This window comes from Flavobacterium sp. AC274 (genome assembly GCF_979258275.1).
Window position 1 is genome coordinate 4,588,618 of the sequence record NZ_OZ409852.1, and the last position, 16,491, is coordinate 4,605,108.

Consider the following 16,491-nt stretch of genomic DNA (forward strand, 5'->3'; position numbering starts at 1 on the left):
TCCATTTCAACTTTTGATGATTATTATGCAAAACCTACCTTTAGTCAGTATTATTTGTTTGTGTTACAATCATGAAAATTTTGTAATTGAAGCTTTGAATTCAGTTTTGAGTCAAAGTTATGGAAACATCGAACTTATTATTGCCGATGATTGTAGTACTGATGGCTCTGAAAAAACAATTAAAAATTGGCTGGAAGAGCATCCTAATATCAAATTTATTGTAAACGAAAGTAATTTAGGAAATACCAAAACTTTTAATAAAGCACTTCAATTTACCAAAGGTGATTATATAATTGATTTAGCTGCTGACGATATTTTACTGTCAAATTGCGTGGAGACACAAGTAAATGCATTTTTAAATTCTAAACAGAAAAAATTAGCAATTGTTTATGGAAATACAGAAGTAATATCAGAAAATAATAATCATCTTCGTTATTATTATAAAGTGGGTGTTGAAAAAAGCATTAATAAAGCCGGCATCGGGGGATATTTATTTATCAATGTTAAATCAAAGCAGTATGATCTGTTCTGTTTCTTCGATGGTAAAACGAGATGTTCTGGAAGAATTAAAAGGCTACGACGAAAATTTGGCTTACGAAGATTTAGATCTTTGGATTAGAACTTCCAGAAATTATAACTTTGAATTTATTGATGCTGTTTTAGTTCAAAAAAGAGAAGTAGAAAATTCATTAGGAAATCAGTTTTATAAAAAATTTAATCGAAGAACCAGAAAAATAAATCATTCCAGCTATCTTGTTATTAAGAAAGCTATCGCCTTAAATAAGACCAAAATCGAAAATAAAGCATTATTAAAAAGGCTGCATTATGAAATGACGAAAGCTTATAAAACATTTGACATTTGGTTGTTTATTAAATATATTCCTTTAGAACTAAGATTGAGGTTTTCCTAAATTCATTACATTTTCTGTTTTAAAAATCATTTACAATTCCCGAACATTTTGAAAACGAGGTTATTTCTTAAAATTCAATTTGTTAGAATGTTATTCTTTCTTAAGCTTCAAAAATAATTGCCAAACCTCTTTTAGTTCCTCTAACTTTAACAACCAGCAAAGGAATAAATAAGTTGTCAATCCAAGGATACCTCCAAAAAATAACTGAAATACTAAATTATCTATAAAGCAAGACATAACAAATACCGAGATTGCCATTCCTATTGTGGCTATCAAAAACGGTAACATATCCTTTAATTGACGTATTAGACCATAACCATAAAGTTTTCCTGGAAAATAGGTATTCATAACAAAAAACAGAGCCGAAGTAATAACATGTCCAATTACTATGGCTTTTATCCCTAAAGGAATTGTAATTATCATTGCTATCACAGTTATAGGCAGTTTAGACAAATCAACTTTCAGGTATAAATCAGGTCGTCCAGCAGCATTTAATAAATTCAAATTCATTACACTTATAGGCAGAAAAACACGTGAAAAAACGAGCCATTGTAAAAGTGGAATTAGAGAAATCCATTTATTAGTAAGTAATAGAGTTACAATTGGCGTAGCAAGTAAAGCTATAAGAGTCATAAGGGGAATGATAAAAAAGCTGACATACGAATCATTCTGCTACAAATAGAAGCTAATTTCTCTTTATCGTGTTGAACCGATGTTAGTATTGGAAATGTAGCTTGCTGCAATATACTTCCAATTGTACCCGCAGATACATCCGCCATGCTCTTCGCTCTTGTATAATATCCTAATGAAGCGGTAGAATAAAATTTTCCTAAACAAATATTATAAACATTATTTAGCAATTGAGCATACAATCCGGCCATTAAAAGCCTTGAACCATAGCCAAATAAAGATTTAAAAGATTTTTGAGAAAAAGCAATGGAAGGTCTCCAATTACTTAAAAACCATAAAGACATTGACGAAGCCAAAGAACTCATAAGCATTTGAATTACTAATGACCAAACTCCAAATCCATTTACAGCAGCCATTATGCCACATAAACCTCCCGCGACCATTCCAATTACATTGCTTTTTGCTATGGATTTGAAATCAATCAGAATTGTAAGTTTTGTTCGTTGAACTATTGCAAAAGCATTTAAAAACAAACTTAAACTCAGAATCCTTGTTAAGTCTGTTAAACGGGGCTGCTCAAAAAAAGCAGAAATTAAAGGTGCTGAGAAAAACAGAACTAAATAAAAAAACCGCTTACAAGTAAATTAAACACAAACAAAGTGGAAAAGTCAACATCTGATCTGGCTTGACGCTGAATTAAACCTGTTCCCAGTCCGCTTTCAATAAAAGTTTGGGAGATCGCTATAAAAATGACCAACATTCCTATTAAACCAAAATCCTCAGGAAGCAAAATTCGGGCAAGCACTATACCTACAACAAACTGCCCCAACTGAACTGCAAATTTGTCCACCGCTGACCAAAGAATCCCTTTTGTTGCAGTTGATTTTAAAGAGGTATTTTGCATTTATGTAAATTTTTTTCGATCAAATTATAATGGTCATATTTTTCATCACTACGTATCAAATAACTTTAAATATCTGATCCTCCAAATATTCCAATATATTTTCGGATGCAGTTAATTTATTTTTTGGAATAAGATTAGTTTGTACAAAATTATTTCTTTCCTCTTTCATCCAGTCATTTTTGTTCAATACAACATTTTCGATGAAATTTATCAATTGTTCCTTATTTCGGGATTGATAATGTACCGCTATTACTTTTTTACCAAAAGTATTCCAATGTTCCATAACAGATTCATTTCTAACCATAAAAAGGGATGGTTTTTCTGTAATAAGATATTCAGCCATAAATGAACCGCAATCGTGAATCAATGCATCTGATGTTAAAAAAAGATCAATATAATCTCCATTCTCACATTGCCCATTTGCAAGTTTTACCCATTTATTATAATAAATATCTGTTTTTTCCTTGCCCCAGTACTCTTGCTCTAACTTAATTCTTAATAAATGATGCGGCTTAAATGCAATCTGTATTTTATCACTGTACTTATCGGCCAATTCAAAAAAGAAATCATAATATTCTAAAAAATTTGCCACTTTATTTAACTCGTCCATTGAATGGTGTGGTGCCCATATAATCTTTTTTAAATTAGGATTTTTATTTTTCCAAACAGCATCATTAGGTTTTTTATTGATTAATAACTGATCAAATCCCGGATAACCTGTTAAAACACTATTTTGGCTTTTAGTTTTTTGTTTTTGTGATGCTATTTCTTTGTGAATAGGTGTTTCTGAAAAAATTCTCCAAACAAGATTGTGAAATTTTAAATTATAAATAAACTCAAAATCAACCATCATAATAGCATAAGGAACATAGCAGGTTAAAGTATCTGAAAACTGAGTTATATAATATCTATAATCCTGTAAACCCTCGTAAGGATTAGTGTAAAATACTATATCCGGAGAAAAAGTTTTTTTAACATCTAAATATTCTCCTGTTGCCTCATTATAGGTTTTAATCGGGTTGAATTCTTTCTTTTTAAATGCTTCAAATGATTTATTCATTTCAAACAACATATTTTCCATACCAAAATTTACGGCAGGACAAACAAAAATTTGGGGTTCAAATCGGGGATGCTTCAACATTAAATCAAAAAGTACATCATATTTCCAAACAGATTGATGAATTAAAAAGAAAGCAACTTTTACTTTCTTTTTTTTCTCACAATTTGAAGTGCTTTTTGATGTTTTTTGGGTGCGCTTTTTATCAAATATAATTCATATAAAGCTCTGAGCTTTGTAAAATTATAAATCTTAATAAGCGAAAACCATATTTTTTTAGGTACATATCTCTTAATAATTAATTTTAATTCTCTCATTTTTTTATCAAATCAAAACTAATATCTATTTAAAACTTCAATTACAAAACTAACTTCCCTTTCTGTCAAAACAGGACTAATCGGCAAACTCAAAACTTCATTTTGAATCTTCTCTGTAATTGGAAAAGACAAATTGTTCCATTCCGGAAATGCTTTCTGTTTATGTGGAGGAACTGGATAATGAATTACAGTTTGAATATTATTCTGCTTTAAATATTCTTGCAATTCTTCTCTATTTTCTGTTCTAATAACAAATAAATGAAACACGTGATTTTCTGAAAAATCCCAAAAAGGCAGGATAATTTTTTCGTTTTTAATTTCAGCTAAATAACGCTTTGCAATCTTTCGGCGTTTATCATTATCAGCATTTAAATTCGGTAATTTTAAATTTAAAAAAGCAGCCTGAATCTCGTCTAATCTTGAATTTACGCCAACATATTCGTTGTAATATTTTTTTTCAGAACCATAATTTCGAAGTGAAAAAAGCACTTTTGCCAATTCTAAATCGTTGGTTGTGATTGCTCCGCCATCGCCTAGACAACCTAAATTTTTCCCTGGATAAAAACTATATGCTTTTGCACCTGATGACTCTTCTCCCGAAGCTTCGGGATCGCTCAGCGTAACATTCGATGCATTTGGAATTTGGTCCCGATGCTTCGGGATAAAATTATTGGAATTTGCAGCCGCTCCATGAGATTGCGCTGCATCTTCTATTATTAAAAGATTATTTTGGTCCGCAATTCTATTTATTTCAGCCATTTCAGCCAATTGACCATATAAATGAACAACCAGAATTGCTTTTGTTTTTGAAGTGATTTTTTCCCTAATCAAATCAGGATTGATGTTGTAGGTTTCTAATTTTGGCTCAACCAAAACCGGAACTAAATCTGTCTGCAAAATCGCCAAAACACTTGCAATATAAGTATTTGCAGGAACAATAACTTCGTCTCCTTTTTGCAATTTCCCTAATTGAATATAACCTTTAAAAATTAAAACTAAAGCATCAAAACCATTCCCAACTCCTATACAATATTGGGTTTGGCAATATTCGGCGAAAGCTTTCTCAAATGTTTCAACTTCTTTTCCTAAAATATACCAGCCATTACTTAAAACCAATTTCAGTTTTTCCTGAAAAGCAGCTTCGTATGGTTCATTTACTTTTTTAAGATCAAGAAATGGTATCATTCTATTTTTAATTGGTTAAACAAAAATACCATTTAACTTATTATAATTTGAAGTTTCAACTTCGTAAAAATCATGAATTATTGTACTTGCGCCAAAACTTTCTTTCCAGTATGATAATCCTTCATTGAGGTTTTTTCCCTGATTTTCATTTGAAATTCCAAAATCAAAAAAACGTTTTTTAGCAAATTTTTCTTTTATCAAATATTGAAACAAAAAATCTAAACTTCCCAAATTTTCATGCTTTTCATTTTTTGAGATATATTGACAATGTGCAACGGTTTTAGTTTCAAAGATAGTTGTTCCGGCCACAATTTTATCTTCTGAATAAACATTAAACTGATGAATATTTTGAGGAAAAAGAGCTTTTAAAGAATTCATCTCTTCTACTGAATGAACCGGTTTTGCATTATGTTTTGTTTTTAAATTTGGAATTAAAACTTCATTCCAAAATAATTCAAAATCATTTTCTTCCTTAATAATTAACTGATTTGAAACTGCTTTTTGAATACCTCTCTTGCGTATTTTCGAAATTTTATTTTCTTGTAATAAATCAATAACCGAAAGTGAATCGCGTCGTATTAATTTGGCTTCTGCCAAAAACAAACTGTATAAAATTTCATCAGAAGGTTTAAGATGATAAATAGACGGAAGTGTTTTTATATGTAGTTTTTGAATGTTATTTTCATTCAGAAAAAATAAAATATCATGAACAATTTCGATTACCGAGGCCTGTTTTGTTTCTTCTTTGTAAACCAAATTTCCATACGTTAATCCCTGATGAGAATACACCGAATTTCCTTGTTTATTTGCCGGTAAAACAGCCACCAGTTTATGTTTTTCAAAAACAAGAAGCGAAAAATCTTCAAAACGATCCTGATGGTATTCCATAAAATTACGATGAAATAAAAACGTTGCATTTTTGGCCTGAGCAATAAACTCATTCCAGGTATTGCAATCGTTTTGTTCGTATTTCTTTATGGTATATGTCGCCAATATTTTTTCTTTTTGCTACTAATTTGCTTCGCCTTTTCGCTATCGCTCGGGTCACAAATTAACTCGAATTAATTTGTGAAGATTCGTGAAATTTGTGGCATGTTTTTTCTTATTTATGATCAAATGCAGGTAAATACCATTTGAATTTTACGGCCATTAATCGTACTGTAATAATTACAACCGAAGTTACAAGATATAAAACATCATCTTCTAAATTCAGTTTTCTTAATCCAAAAAACACTATTCCTCCAAAAATACAAATCGTTGCATAAATTTCCCTTCTAAAAATAGTTGGAATTTCTGTACACAAAATATCCCTGATTACACCGCCAAAACAAGCTGTCATTGTTCCTAAAGCAATACAAATCACAGGATGTAAACCTGTCATAATTCCTCTTTCAAGACCAATTAAAGTAAAAACACCAAGACCAATTGTATCAAATAAAAATAAGGAAGTACGCAGTTTATCAAACTTTTTTCTAAAAAGAATCGCAAGACCAAAACCTAAAATAATGACATAAACATATTGCAAATTCAGCATCCAGCCTACCGGAGTTCTTCCTATTAAAACATCACGAAGCGTTCCGCCGCCAACTGCTGTCACAAAAGCAATAATAAAAACACCAAACGGATCCAGTTTTTTATGCATTGCCGTTAAAGCGCCAGACATGGCAAAGGCCATTGTACCAATAATATCTAATAAATGGAACATTTTTTTGAGGTTCAAAGGTTCAGAGGCCCAAAGGTACAAAGGTTTTCTTTACTTTCTTCTTACTTCTTTCTTCTTACAAAATTTTATTTTTTTACGTAAATCGGACTTCTTTTTAATAAATAAGAAACTGAATCGATCCAGCTGTCTTTCAGTTTAAGAAAAGGCTGACGCGTTTGTGAGTAAATTTTTGTGCCGTTTTTGTACATATCAAAATACACGTTGTAGTAATAATACATTTGTGTATTGGCAGTTGTAGTCGAATAATCTGTAGACTTTACTTTTTTATCATTGTTGCTCACCGTTGTACTTCCGCTTCCGTAAGTCGAAGCTGTTGAGCTAGATGACATTGTGTACGAGATTTTCGCCGCCACTATATTGTCGACACCCAGAATTTTTTGAAGATCTTCAATCGGTGTTTCATCAATATTATTATGATCAATTCCGGCTTTGTGCAACAAACTATTCGTCGTTCTTAAATCCTGAACAGTCAGTGGAAAAATATTGGCTGACTTGTCTAATAACTTATTGTACATATCGTTTTGGGCAAATTTCGCCATATCTTCAGAGCTTTGTTGGGTATCTGAATTTATATACGGAATTGGTAAAACTGCAATTGTATTGGGTTTAATTTCCTGGGCAACGATATTTTGATTTGTAGATGTTTGAGTCGTATTTTCAGGCGTTACATCAAAAGTTTGAGAACGACCGCTGGCAAATTCAATTCTGGCGACTTGAGAAACATCAAGCGAAATTTGTACTGTTTCTCCCGGCAAAGAATATTCTACGGTTTTATCGGATATTTTTGCAATTGTGCATTCTATAATCTGATAATCTCTTTTTATAATTTTATCCAGTTTTTTTGTTCCTTGTGCAAAATTAACAAACGGAATAAGCAACAGAACTATAATTGTCAAAGCTTTTTGTAATTTCATAGTATTTCTAATTTAAGTCAAATAATAAAATATTAATGTTTTACTTACAAACAAAGTTAAGAAAACTTCCTACTTAAATCATTTAAATTAAATTACTTAATTACATATTTTGCGTATAAAAATTATAATCTTTTAAAATTGTACGAAGAAAATCTTTCGAATTTCCTGATTGGTTTTTAATTCCCGTTACACTTTCAATTTTAGAAACCAGTTTAACAATTGTTTCATAATCATCTTTAAGATCTGCTTTTAAAAATGTTTCTTTAATGATTCTCATATCATTATCAGTCAATTTTATAACCAAAGGATACGTTGGTACATAAGCCTCACCTATTTCTTCGAGAATGGTATGGCTAATATTAATTTTATTTTTTAAAGTAATAACGGCCGTACCCGCAACCATATCTCCTAAACGTTGTCCTTTTTTACTTATTATGACTGTTACCAAGGCAATAATTCCAAAAAACAGACTAAGATCGATAAGCCTAAAAAACCAGCGCATTAAATAATCCCCAAAACCTGCCTGATAACCATCAATTTTAACGACTTTTATCTTGACTATTTTTTTACCAATGGTTTGTCCTTCAAAAATGCTTTCTAAAGTGATCGAATAAATGATAACAGGAAAATATAAAAGTAAAAGAATGGTCATTCTGGACCATGAATCTAAACTATCCAACAATCTGTCTAATTGAAGCCAGTAAAAAACGATGCTCCAAATCACAATTACATAAGCTATTTTAATACCAAAATCAATGAAATGAGACCCTATTCGCTCGCCCGCTGATGCTGCTTTAAAATTTATTTTAACATTTTGTGTTGTATTTATTGATAATTCTGACATATTTTATATTTTAGCCTACAATGAGAGAAGTCGCCTTCATAAAACAAAATAAAGAAAAATGGCTGGAATTTGAGCTAGCTATTTTTGGTAAAGCTAAAAAAAATCCTGATGAGTTAGCTAATTTGTACATTCAAATGATGAATGACTTATCGTATGCCCAAACTTATTATCCAAAAAGCAAAACCGTAATTTACTTAAATCATCTTGCTTCGCAGATTTACCAGAAGATTTACAAAACCAAACGATCCGAAAAAAACAGATTTGTTGAGTTTTTTAAAACCGAAGTTCCGCTTTTGGTATATGATTACAGAAGATATTTAATGTATGCTTTTGTTCTGTTTTTTATAACAGTTGGTATTGGTGTGATTTCAGCCCGCTACGATCAAAATTTCGTTCGCTTAATTTTAGGTGATGGATATGTAAACATGACTTTGGAAAACATCAAAAAAGGAGATCCAATGGCTGTTTATGGTTCCGGAAGCAATTGGGGAAGTTTTGTTGGCATTACCATGAACAACTTATATGTGGGCGCAAAATGCTACATTTATGGTATTTTTGGCGGACTGGGAACTTTTTATATTTCCCTGCAAAACTGTATTATGCTGGGTGCTTTTCAATACTTTTTTTACGACCAGAATGTTTTCTGGAAAAGCGTTCGCGGAATCTGGATTCACGGTTCTATGGAAATTTTTGCCATCGTTATCGAAACAGCAGCCGGGTTTATTTTAGGAGCTTCAATCCTTTTTCCAAAGACTTTTTCGAGAATCAATTCATTTAAAATAGGTTTCAAAAACAGTTTCAAAATATTCCTGAGTACATTTCCATTCACAATTAGTGCCGGATTTCTTGAAGGTTTTATTACCCGATATTCTATTGATATGCCCAATTGGTTAAGCAGTTTAATCATTCTGGTTACACTTGGCATCATCTCATTTTATTATTTGGTTTATCCTTTTATTGTATACAAAAAAACACAACCGCTATCTGCCAAATTGAATTAATAAGGAACCAGTAATGAACAAATTTTTCTTCGTTTTATCTTTTCTATTTTATTGCAGCATTTCGCAGGCGCAGGATTCTTCGGCTACGGTTGATCCGCCAAAAGTCGAATCTGTAAAATATACCGAAAAAGATATTCATCTAGATTCAGATACTATTGAAGCGAAAAACTTCAAACAAGATTTCAAAAAAATACAAAGACGTTGATTTCGTTTACGAATATAAAGCACCCGAAAAAGGTGCCTGGGACTATTTTAAAGAATGGCTCGCCAGTATTTTTAGAAGATTGTTCACTTTTAGTAATCCGGAAGCATCACTAAATTTTGTTGCTATTTTATTGAAAGTCATCGCCGCTTTAGTTATCATTTTTGTAATCTATTTGATTGTAAAAGCGATAATAGCCAAAGAAGGGCAATGGATTTTTGGAAAAAATGCACACAAAAAAACAATCTATTATTCTGATGTCGAAAAGAATATTCATCTTCTTGATTTCGAAAAATTAATTAAAGAAAGTATTGCAGCCGGAGAAAAAAGAATCGCTGTCCGCTATTATTATCTTTGGCTTTTGAAGGTCATGGCGCAAAATCATTATATAGAATGGGATATCGAAAAAACAAATTCTGATTATTTGTACGAGCTTCAAAAACCCGCACACAGAGAAGAATTCATGTATTTATCTTATTTATACAACCATATTTGGTATGGCGAATTTGAAATCGATGAAACCACTTTTATAAAAGCCGAAAACCGATTTAAGAAATCTTTAAAAACATTTAGCAATGAGTAAATCCATTAAAATTTATATTGCTATTTTGATTTTAGTTTTCGTCATAATTTTAATAGCAGATCACGATAAGCAAAAACCAATCGATTGGCGACCAACCTATTCTGTCAATGATAAAATTCCGTTTGGGTTGTATGTTTTTGACAAAGAAATAAATGGCCTTTTAAAAAATCAGAAGATTGAAAGAGTTTCTGCCGTAACACCTTATGAGTTTTTAGATTCAAAATATGTTCCTGATACAACTGCAGGAAAATACAAAATAAAAGGCACCTTTTTTAATATTTCAGAATACGGTCAAATAGACGATCAGTCGATTACAGAACTTTTCTATTTTGTTTCACACGGAAATAATGCTTTTTTGAGCATGAAAAATTTCCCAAAATCATTATTAGACAGTTTAAAAATTGAAATCAATACTAGTTTTCCAAACGAAAAAATGAATTCGGTTTGGTTAGCCAATAAAAAACTAAATCCGAAAAAATATACGATAGGAGAAGAAGAAATGGGAAACTATTATTTTTCGAAAATTGATACTTTATCGACAACAGTTTTGGGATATCAGGGAAATAAAAATAAAAAGCAAATTGATTTTATAAAAGTGCCTTATATCAATGGTTATTTTTACCTGCACACAAAACCTGTGGCTTTTACAAATTATCATTTATTAAAAAAAGACCACTATGAGTATGCAGAAAGTGTACTTTCGTATGTTCCAAAAGGAAATGTTTACTGGTACACAAAGGGGCAAAATAATGAATCTATTTCAGATTCTCCTTTGCGTTATATAATGAGTCAGCCGGCATTAAAATGGGCATGGTATTTATTTTTAATCGGAATTTTGATTTTTATTATTTTTAATGCCAAACGCAAACAAAGAATTGTTCCGATAGTAAAACCGTTGCCTAATTTAACGCTTGATTTTACAAAAACCATCGGGAATTTATATTATCAGGAAGGCGATCACGACAATATAATCGATAAAAAAATCATTTATTTCCTCGAAAGAATTCGAAATGAATATTTAATCGATACAACAAAACTAGATGACGATTTCATTAATAAATTGCATCATAAATCAGGAAAAGATGAAAATGATATTCGCGAATTGGTATTTTTAATCAACGAACATCGAAAAAGTTATCACGGAAGTCTCGAGGAAGATTTAATCAGAATTAATAATGCAATCGAGAAAGTTTTACATTAAATAAAAAATATTTTGCCACAGATTTAAGCATTAAAATGATTTTAAAATCTGTGAAATCATTTAATCTGTGGCAAAAAAAATAAACCCAAAAGAAAAAGACCAAAACATGGACGATTTTAATACACCAGAAACAGAAATCACAAACGAAAACGTGAATTTTGAAACAAGAATAAACCTTGCTCCACTTTTAGAGCATGTTAACAGCATCAAAAAAGAGCTTGAAACTGTTATTGTGGGTCAACACAAAATGATCGACCAGCTTTTGGTTGCCATTTTATCAAACGGACACGTTTTGCTTGAAGGTGTTCCGGGAGTTGCAAAAACGATTACGGCAAAATTATTATCCAAAACATTAAATATTGGTTTTAGCCGAATTCAGTTTACGCCGGATTTAATGCCTTCGGATATCTTGGGAACTTCGATTTTTAATTTAAAAAGTTCAGAATTTGAATTCAAACAAGGACCAATTTTTTCGAATCTAATTTTAATTGACGAGATCAACCGTGCGCCTGCCAAAACCCAAGCCGCCCTTTTTGAAGTAATGGAAGAGCGCCAGATTACAATTGATGGTTCTGCATATCAGCTGGAAACCCCGTTTTTGGTAATTGCTACACAAAACCCAATTGAGCAGGAAGGAACGTATCGTTTGCCGGAAGCCCAATTAGATCGTTTTTTATTCAAAATAACGATTGATTATCCAAAATTAGACGAAGAAATCCTGATTATTCAAAGAGAGCATTTATTGCAGGATCATGGAAAATTAGAAGCAATAAAAACCATACTTTCTGCACAGGAAATAAAAGGATATCAGGCTTTAATCAAACAAATCAGGGTAGAACAAAATCTGTTGGAATATATTGCAAGAATTGTAGTAAACACCAGAGAAAATGCCTTTTTATATTTAGGAGCTTCGCCTCGTGCATCGATCGCAATTTTAAACGCTGCCAAAGGTTTTGCGGCTATTCGTGGTCGTGATTTTGTAACTCCCGAAGATATTAAAGAAGCTTCAACTCCGGTTTTACAACACCGTGTTATTGTGGCTCCCGAACGTGAAATGGAAGGAATTACAAGCGCTGAAATTATCAAACAGATTATTGAAACAGTAGAAATTCCGAGGTAGTTTTACGTCCTGCAAGGTTTTCAAAACCTTGTAGGTATTGCTTTTATAACTACTATACCTACAAGGTTTTGAAAACCTTGCAGGAAAACTTGAAACTTGAAACTTGAAACTTTAAACCTGAAACTATAAAATCTTGAAATTCATAAAAAGTCTATATCTCAATAACTTCTTTTTCTATGTGCTTTTGGGCATTATAGGATTGTTTGTTTGTGCTTTTATTTTTCCGAATTTATACAACGGAGTCTGGTTTATTATTTTGGTATTAATTACTTTTCTGGCACTTGATCTTTTAATTTTATATCTGGCCAAAACCGGAATTGAAGCTTCAAGGGAAACGCCTGAAAAACTTTCGAATGGAGATTTAAATCCCGTTAGTATTTCGATCAAAAACCATTATACTTTTCCAATTTCGATTAAAATTATTGACGAAATTCCGTTTCAGTTTCAGGTACGCGATTTCAAAATAATTAGGAATATAAAAGCTTCCGGTCAGGATAAAATTGGATACGATTTGCGCCCGACAGAACGTGGAGAATATTACTTTGGAAATTTAAATATCTATGTTTCTTCACCTTTAAAACTGATTTCAAGACGATTTACTTTTGATAAAGATAAAATGGTGCCAACGTATCCGTCTTATATTCAGTTAAGAAAATACGATTTATTGGCTTTTTCAAATAATTTATACCAATACGGAATCAAGAAAATTCGCCGAATTGGTCACACAATGGAATTTGAACAAATTAAAGAATATGTTCAGGGCGATGATCTTCGAACTTTAAACTGGAAAGCCACAGCGAAGAAAAATGCCTTGATGGTGAACCAGTTTCAGGACGAAAAATCACAATCGGTTTATTTGGCAATTGACAAAGGCCGCGTGATGCAAATGCCTTTTAATGGTTTGAGTTTGCTTGATTATGCGATAAACTCGACGTTGGTTCTGGCAAATGTGATTCTGAAAAAACAAGACAAAGCCGGAATTTTTGCTTTCTCGAAAAAAGTCGAAAACAGAGTTTTTGCCGAAAAAAGAGGTTCGCAAATGCAAAAAATCCTCGAAACTTTATACAACATCAAAACAGACTTTTTTGAAAGTGATTACAGCCGTTTGTATGTTGATATCAAAAAGAATATCAACCAAAGAAGTTTGATTATTCTGTATACCAATTTTGAAACAATGGATGGTTTAAATCGCCAAATGCCTTACTTAAAAGGAATTGCAAAAAGTCATTTATTGGTTGTTGTTTTCTTTAGCAATACGGAACTAAACGAAATCATCAATAAAAAAACCAACACAATTCAGGAAGTTTATGACAAAGTAATCGCTGAAAAATTTATGTTTGAAAAGCGCTTAATCGCCAACGAATTGAAAAAATACGGAATTCATTCGGTTTTAACACAGCCTGAGAATTTAACTTTGGATGCGATCAATAAATATTTGGAAATTAAGGCGAGAGGGATTTTATAAAAATGTGAATGTTATGTTGTGAAAATGTAAAATGAGTATTACTAAGCTGTGAATTTCATATTCTAAATGTAAGAATAAGCAAAAATCTTTGAATCTTTGTTTCTCTGAACCTTCATAACCCAAAACATATGAAAAAAGCATTTTCTATTCTCATCATTTTATTTGGCTTTTTATCGCACGCACAAAAAACAGAAAACATCATTATTATTACCACAGATGGTTTTAGATGGCAGGAAGTTTTTAAAGGAATGGATGCTGAAATTGCCAATGATAAAAGATTCAATCAGGACGACAGTACTTACATTTATAAAAAATATGGAAGTACAGATTTTAAAGAACGCCGTCAGAAAATAATGCCTTTTTTATGGTCTGAAATTGCTGTGAAAGGTCAAATTTACGGCAATCGTGATCTGGGAAATAAAGTTGATGTTACAAATCCATATTGGTTTAGTTATCCCGGTTATAGTGAAATTTTTACGGGAAATGTAGACATTGCAGTCAATTCCAACGATTACAAACCAAATCCGAATGTGAATATTTTGGAGTTCTTAAACCAGCAATCTAAAATTAAAGGTAAGGTTGCAGCTTTTGGAGCCTGGGATGCTTTTGATCGAATTTTGAACGAAAAAAGAAGTGGTTTTCCTGTAATTTCTGCGTTTGATAAAGTGGGTGGAAATAAGCCAACTGAAATTCAAAAATTACTGAATGAAATGCGCTACAATTCGTTTAAGCCTTTTCATGAAGATGAATGTCTGGATGTTTTTACACATTATGAAGCGCTGAACGAACTTAAAACCAACAAACCAAAAGTGCTTTATATTTCCTATGGTGAAACCGATGAATGGGCGCATCACGGACATTACAGATCGTATCTCGATGCTGCAAACCAAGTGGATAAATGGATTAAGGAAATCTGGACTTTTGTACAAAACGATCCGCAATATAAAAACAAAACGACTTTACTAATCACTGTAGATCACGGTCGCGGCGACAAAGTAAAATCTGAATGGACAAGTCATGGTGATAAAATTGCGGGTGCCTCTCAAATTTGGTTTGCTGCAATTGGTCCTGAAATTGCTTCAAAAGGCGAAATCAAAACAGATGCTCAATTCTACCAAAAACAATTCGCTCAGACAATTGCAAAAATTATGGGATATACTTTTACTGCAGAACATCCTGTTGCTAATGAAGTTAAAGAAGTTTTTGAAAAATAAGTTTTTTTAGCCACGAATTCACGAATTTTTATTACAAAAAAACGAAATCTAATTCGTGAATTCGTGGCTGTTTTTTTCCTCCATCCTATTAAAAACCTACAAGGTTTCGAAAACCTTGCAGGAAGAAAAAACCTCTGTACCTTTGCCCCTTTGCAACTTTGAGCCTTAAAAAAAATGAAACAAATCACATCAATTCAAAATCCGTTTATAAAATCACTTGTTTTACTGCAGGAAAAAGCAAAAGCCCGCAAACAAACCGGAACTTTTTTGATTGAAGGATTACGTGAAATTTCATTGGCTATAAAAGGCGGTTACGAAATAGAAACGGTTTTATTTTTACCGGAATTGGTTTCTGAAAATGAAATCAATAAATTGGTAAATTCACCAATTCAAATGATAGAAATCAATAAAGAAGTCTATCAAAAACTGGCTTACCGTGATACTACCGAAGGTGTTTTAGCAATCGCCAAAACCAAATCAATGCAATTATCGGATTTAAAATTATCAGCAAATCCATTAATTTTAGTAGCTGAAGCACCGGAAAAACCTGGAAATATCGGCGCACTTTTGCGAACTGCCGATGCTGCAAATCTGGATGCTGTTTTAATTGCAAATCCAAAAAGCGATTTATACAATCCGAATATTGTCCGTTCAAGCGTTGGCTGTTTGTTTACCAATCAAATTGCAACGGGAACTACAGCCGAAATTATTGCTTTTTTAAAAGAAAAAAAGATTGATTTTTATTGCGCTACTTTACAGAACTCAACTTCATATCACACTCAAAATTTCACAACTCCAACCGCTTTAGTTGTAGGTACCGAAGCAACCGGATTAACGCAGGAATGGCGTGATGCCGCTACACAAAACATCATAATACCGATGCAGGGAGAAATTGACAGCATGAATGTTTCTGTTGCTGCTGCGATTTTAATTTTTGAAGCGAAACGTCAGAGAGGGTTTTAGATTTTAGATTTTAGATTTTAGATTTTAGATTTTAGATTTTAGATTTTAGATTTTAGATTTTAGATTTTAGATTTTAGATTTTAGATTTTAGATTTTAGATTTTAGATTTTAGATTTTAGATTTTAGATTTTAGATTTTAGATTTTATTAAATTAAATTCTTCGAATTTAATTTAATATGTCAGAATGAGTTGAATTGAAGCCCTTTAACGTGCTAAAAATCTAAAATCCAATATCATAAATCTACACTCCATTCCCT

Annotated in this window: 17 protein-coding genes and 1 pseudogene; 10 read left to right on the top strand and 8 right to left on the bottom strand. The window is 31.8% G+C overall.

The window, feature by feature from the left end; genetic code table 11:
- Positions 1 to 25: 25 nt before the first annotated feature.
- The gene (locus tag ACZZZT_RS20805; RefSeq protein WP_463461779.1) at positions 26 to 619 is read left to right on the top strand and encodes a glycosyltransferase family 2 protein; all 594 of its coding nucleotides are present in this window, start codon (positions 26 to 28) and stop codon (positions 617 to 619) included.
- Complete coding sequence (locus ACZZZT_RS20810; protein ID WP_463461780.1) at positions 588 to 911, top strand: hypothetical protein; 324 nt, start codon at positions 588 to 590, stop codon at positions 909 to 911. Before ACZZZT_RS20805 ends, ACZZZT_RS20810 begins: the two co-directional genes overlap by 32 nt.
- A gap of 90 nt (positions 912 to 1,001) precedes the next feature.
- On the opposite strand, the gene ACZZZT_RS20815 is transcribed toward ACZZZT_RS20810, so the two are convergent.
- From ACZZZT_RS20815 to ACZZZT_RS20850, 8 genes and pseudogenes are all read right to left on the bottom strand, one after another.
- A complete protein-coding gene (locus ACZZZT_RS20815) occupies positions 1,002 to 1,544 on the bottom strand; it encodes a hypothetical protein (RefSeq protein ID WP_463461781.1) in 543 nt (180 codons plus the stop codon).
- Positions 1,541 to 2,445: pseudogene (locus tag ACZZZT_RS20820) on the bottom strand (lipopolysaccharide biosynthesis protein). Before ACZZZT_RS20820 ends, ACZZZT_RS20815 begins: the two are co-directional and overlap by 4 nt.
- Positions 2,446 to 2,500: 55 nt before the next feature.
- Complete coding sequence (locus tag ACZZZT_RS20825; RefSeq protein ID WP_463461782.1) at positions 2,501 to 3,505, bottom strand: CDP-glycerol glycerophosphotransferase family protein; 1,005 nt, start codon at positions 3,503 to 3,505, stop codon at positions 2,501 to 2,503.
- Between the two features lie 332 nt (positions 3,506 to 3,837).
- Entirely contained in the window at positions 3,838 to 5,004 is a 1,167-nt protein-coding gene (locus ACZZZT_RS20830; protein WP_463461783.1) for a DegT/DnrJ/EryC1/StrS family aminotransferase, read from the bottom strand.
- Between the two features lie 15 nt (positions 5,005 to 5,019).
- A complete protein-coding gene (locus ACZZZT_RS20835; protein WP_463461784.1) occupies positions 5,020 to 5,997 on the bottom strand; it encodes a GNAT family N-acetyltransferase in 978 nt (325 codons plus the stop codon).
- Positions 5,998 to 6,106: 109 nt separating this feature from the next.
- Positions 6,107 to 6,709 carry a trimeric intracellular cation channel family protein gene (locus ACZZZT_RS20840; protein WP_073393134.1) on the bottom strand — a complete coding sequence of 201 codons (603 nt, stop codon included), beginning with the start codon at positions 6,707 to 6,709 and terminating at the stop codon, positions 6,107 to 6,109.
- 83 nt (positions 6,710 to 6,792) lie between these two features.
- On the bottom strand, positions 6,793 to 7,641 hold the full coding sequence (locus ACZZZT_RS20845; protein ID WP_463461785.1) for a hypothetical protein: 849 nt from the start codon (positions 7,639 to 7,641) through the stop codon (positions 6,793 to 6,795).
- A gap of 100 nt (positions 7,642 to 7,741) precedes the next feature.
- Positions 7,742 to 8,485, bottom strand: coding sequence for an RDD family protein (locus ACZZZT_RS20850; protein ID WP_073393130.1), 744 nt, complete (start codon positions 8,483 to 8,485; stop codon positions 7,742 to 7,744).
- Positions 8,486 to 8,505: 20 nt separating this feature from the next.
- Here ACZZZT_RS20850 and ACZZZT_RS20855 point away from each other — a divergent pair, with 20 nt between their 5' ends.
- The 8 genes from ACZZZT_RS20855 to ACZZZT_RS20890 all read left to right on the top strand — a co-directional run bounded on the left by ACZZZT_RS20855 (position 8,506) and on the right by ACZZZT_RS20890 (position 16,234).
- Positions 8,506 to 9,486, top strand: a complete 981-nt coding sequence (locus tag ACZZZT_RS20855) for a stage II sporulation protein M (protein WP_463461786.1) — start codon at positions 8,506 to 8,508, stop codon at positions 9,484 to 9,486.
- A 13-nt stretch (positions 9,487 to 9,499) separates the two neighbouring features.
- The gene (locus tag ACZZZT_RS20860) at positions 9,500 to 9,691 is read left to right on the top strand and encodes a hypothetical protein (protein ID WP_463461787.1); all 192 of its coding nucleotides are present in this window, start codon (positions 9,500 to 9,502) and stop codon (positions 9,689 to 9,691) included.
- Positions 9,642 to 10,271, top strand: a complete 630-nt coding sequence (locus tag ACZZZT_RS20865; protein WP_463461788.1) for a DUF4129 domain-containing protein — start codon at positions 9,642 to 9,644, stop codon at positions 10,269 to 10,271. The genes ACZZZT_RS20860 and ACZZZT_RS20865 overlap by 50 nt, the downstream gene beginning before the upstream one ends.
- Positions 10,264 to 11,472 (top strand): DUF4350 domain-containing protein, encoded by a 1,209-nt coding sequence (locus ACZZZT_RS20870; protein ID WP_463461789.1) that lies wholly within the window; start codon positions 10,264 to 10,266, stop codon positions 11,470 to 11,472. The genes ACZZZT_RS20865 and ACZZZT_RS20870 overlap by 8 nt, the downstream gene beginning before the upstream one ends.
- 106 nt (positions 11,473 to 11,578) lie before the next feature.
- Positions 11,579 to 12,592: an AAA family ATPase gene (locus ACZZZT_RS20875; protein WP_042566444.1), complete on the top strand. Its 1,014-nt coding sequence runs from the start codon at positions 11,579 to 11,581 to the stop codon at positions 12,590 to 12,592.
- Between the two features lie 133 nt (positions 12,593 to 12,725).
- Positions 12,726 to 14,057: a DUF58 domain-containing protein gene (locus ACZZZT_RS20880; protein ID WP_302095196.1), complete on the top strand. Its 1,332-nt coding sequence runs from the start codon at positions 12,726 to 12,728 to the stop codon at positions 14,055 to 14,057.
- Between the two features lie 128 nt (positions 14,058 to 14,185).
- Positions 14,186 to 15,271: a phosphoglyceromutase gene (locus tag ACZZZT_RS20885; protein WP_463461790.1), complete on the top strand. Its 1,086-nt coding sequence runs from the start codon at positions 14,186 to 14,188 to the stop codon at positions 15,269 to 15,271.
- A gap of 174 nt (positions 15,272 to 15,445) precedes the next feature.
- Positions 15,446 to 16,234 carry a TrmH family RNA methyltransferase gene (locus ACZZZT_RS20890; protein ID WP_073393118.1) on the top strand — a complete coding sequence of 263 codons (789 nt, stop codon included), beginning with the start codon at positions 15,446 to 15,448 and terminating at the stop codon, positions 16,232 to 16,234.
- Positions 16,235 to 16,491: the final 257 nt, after the last annotated feature.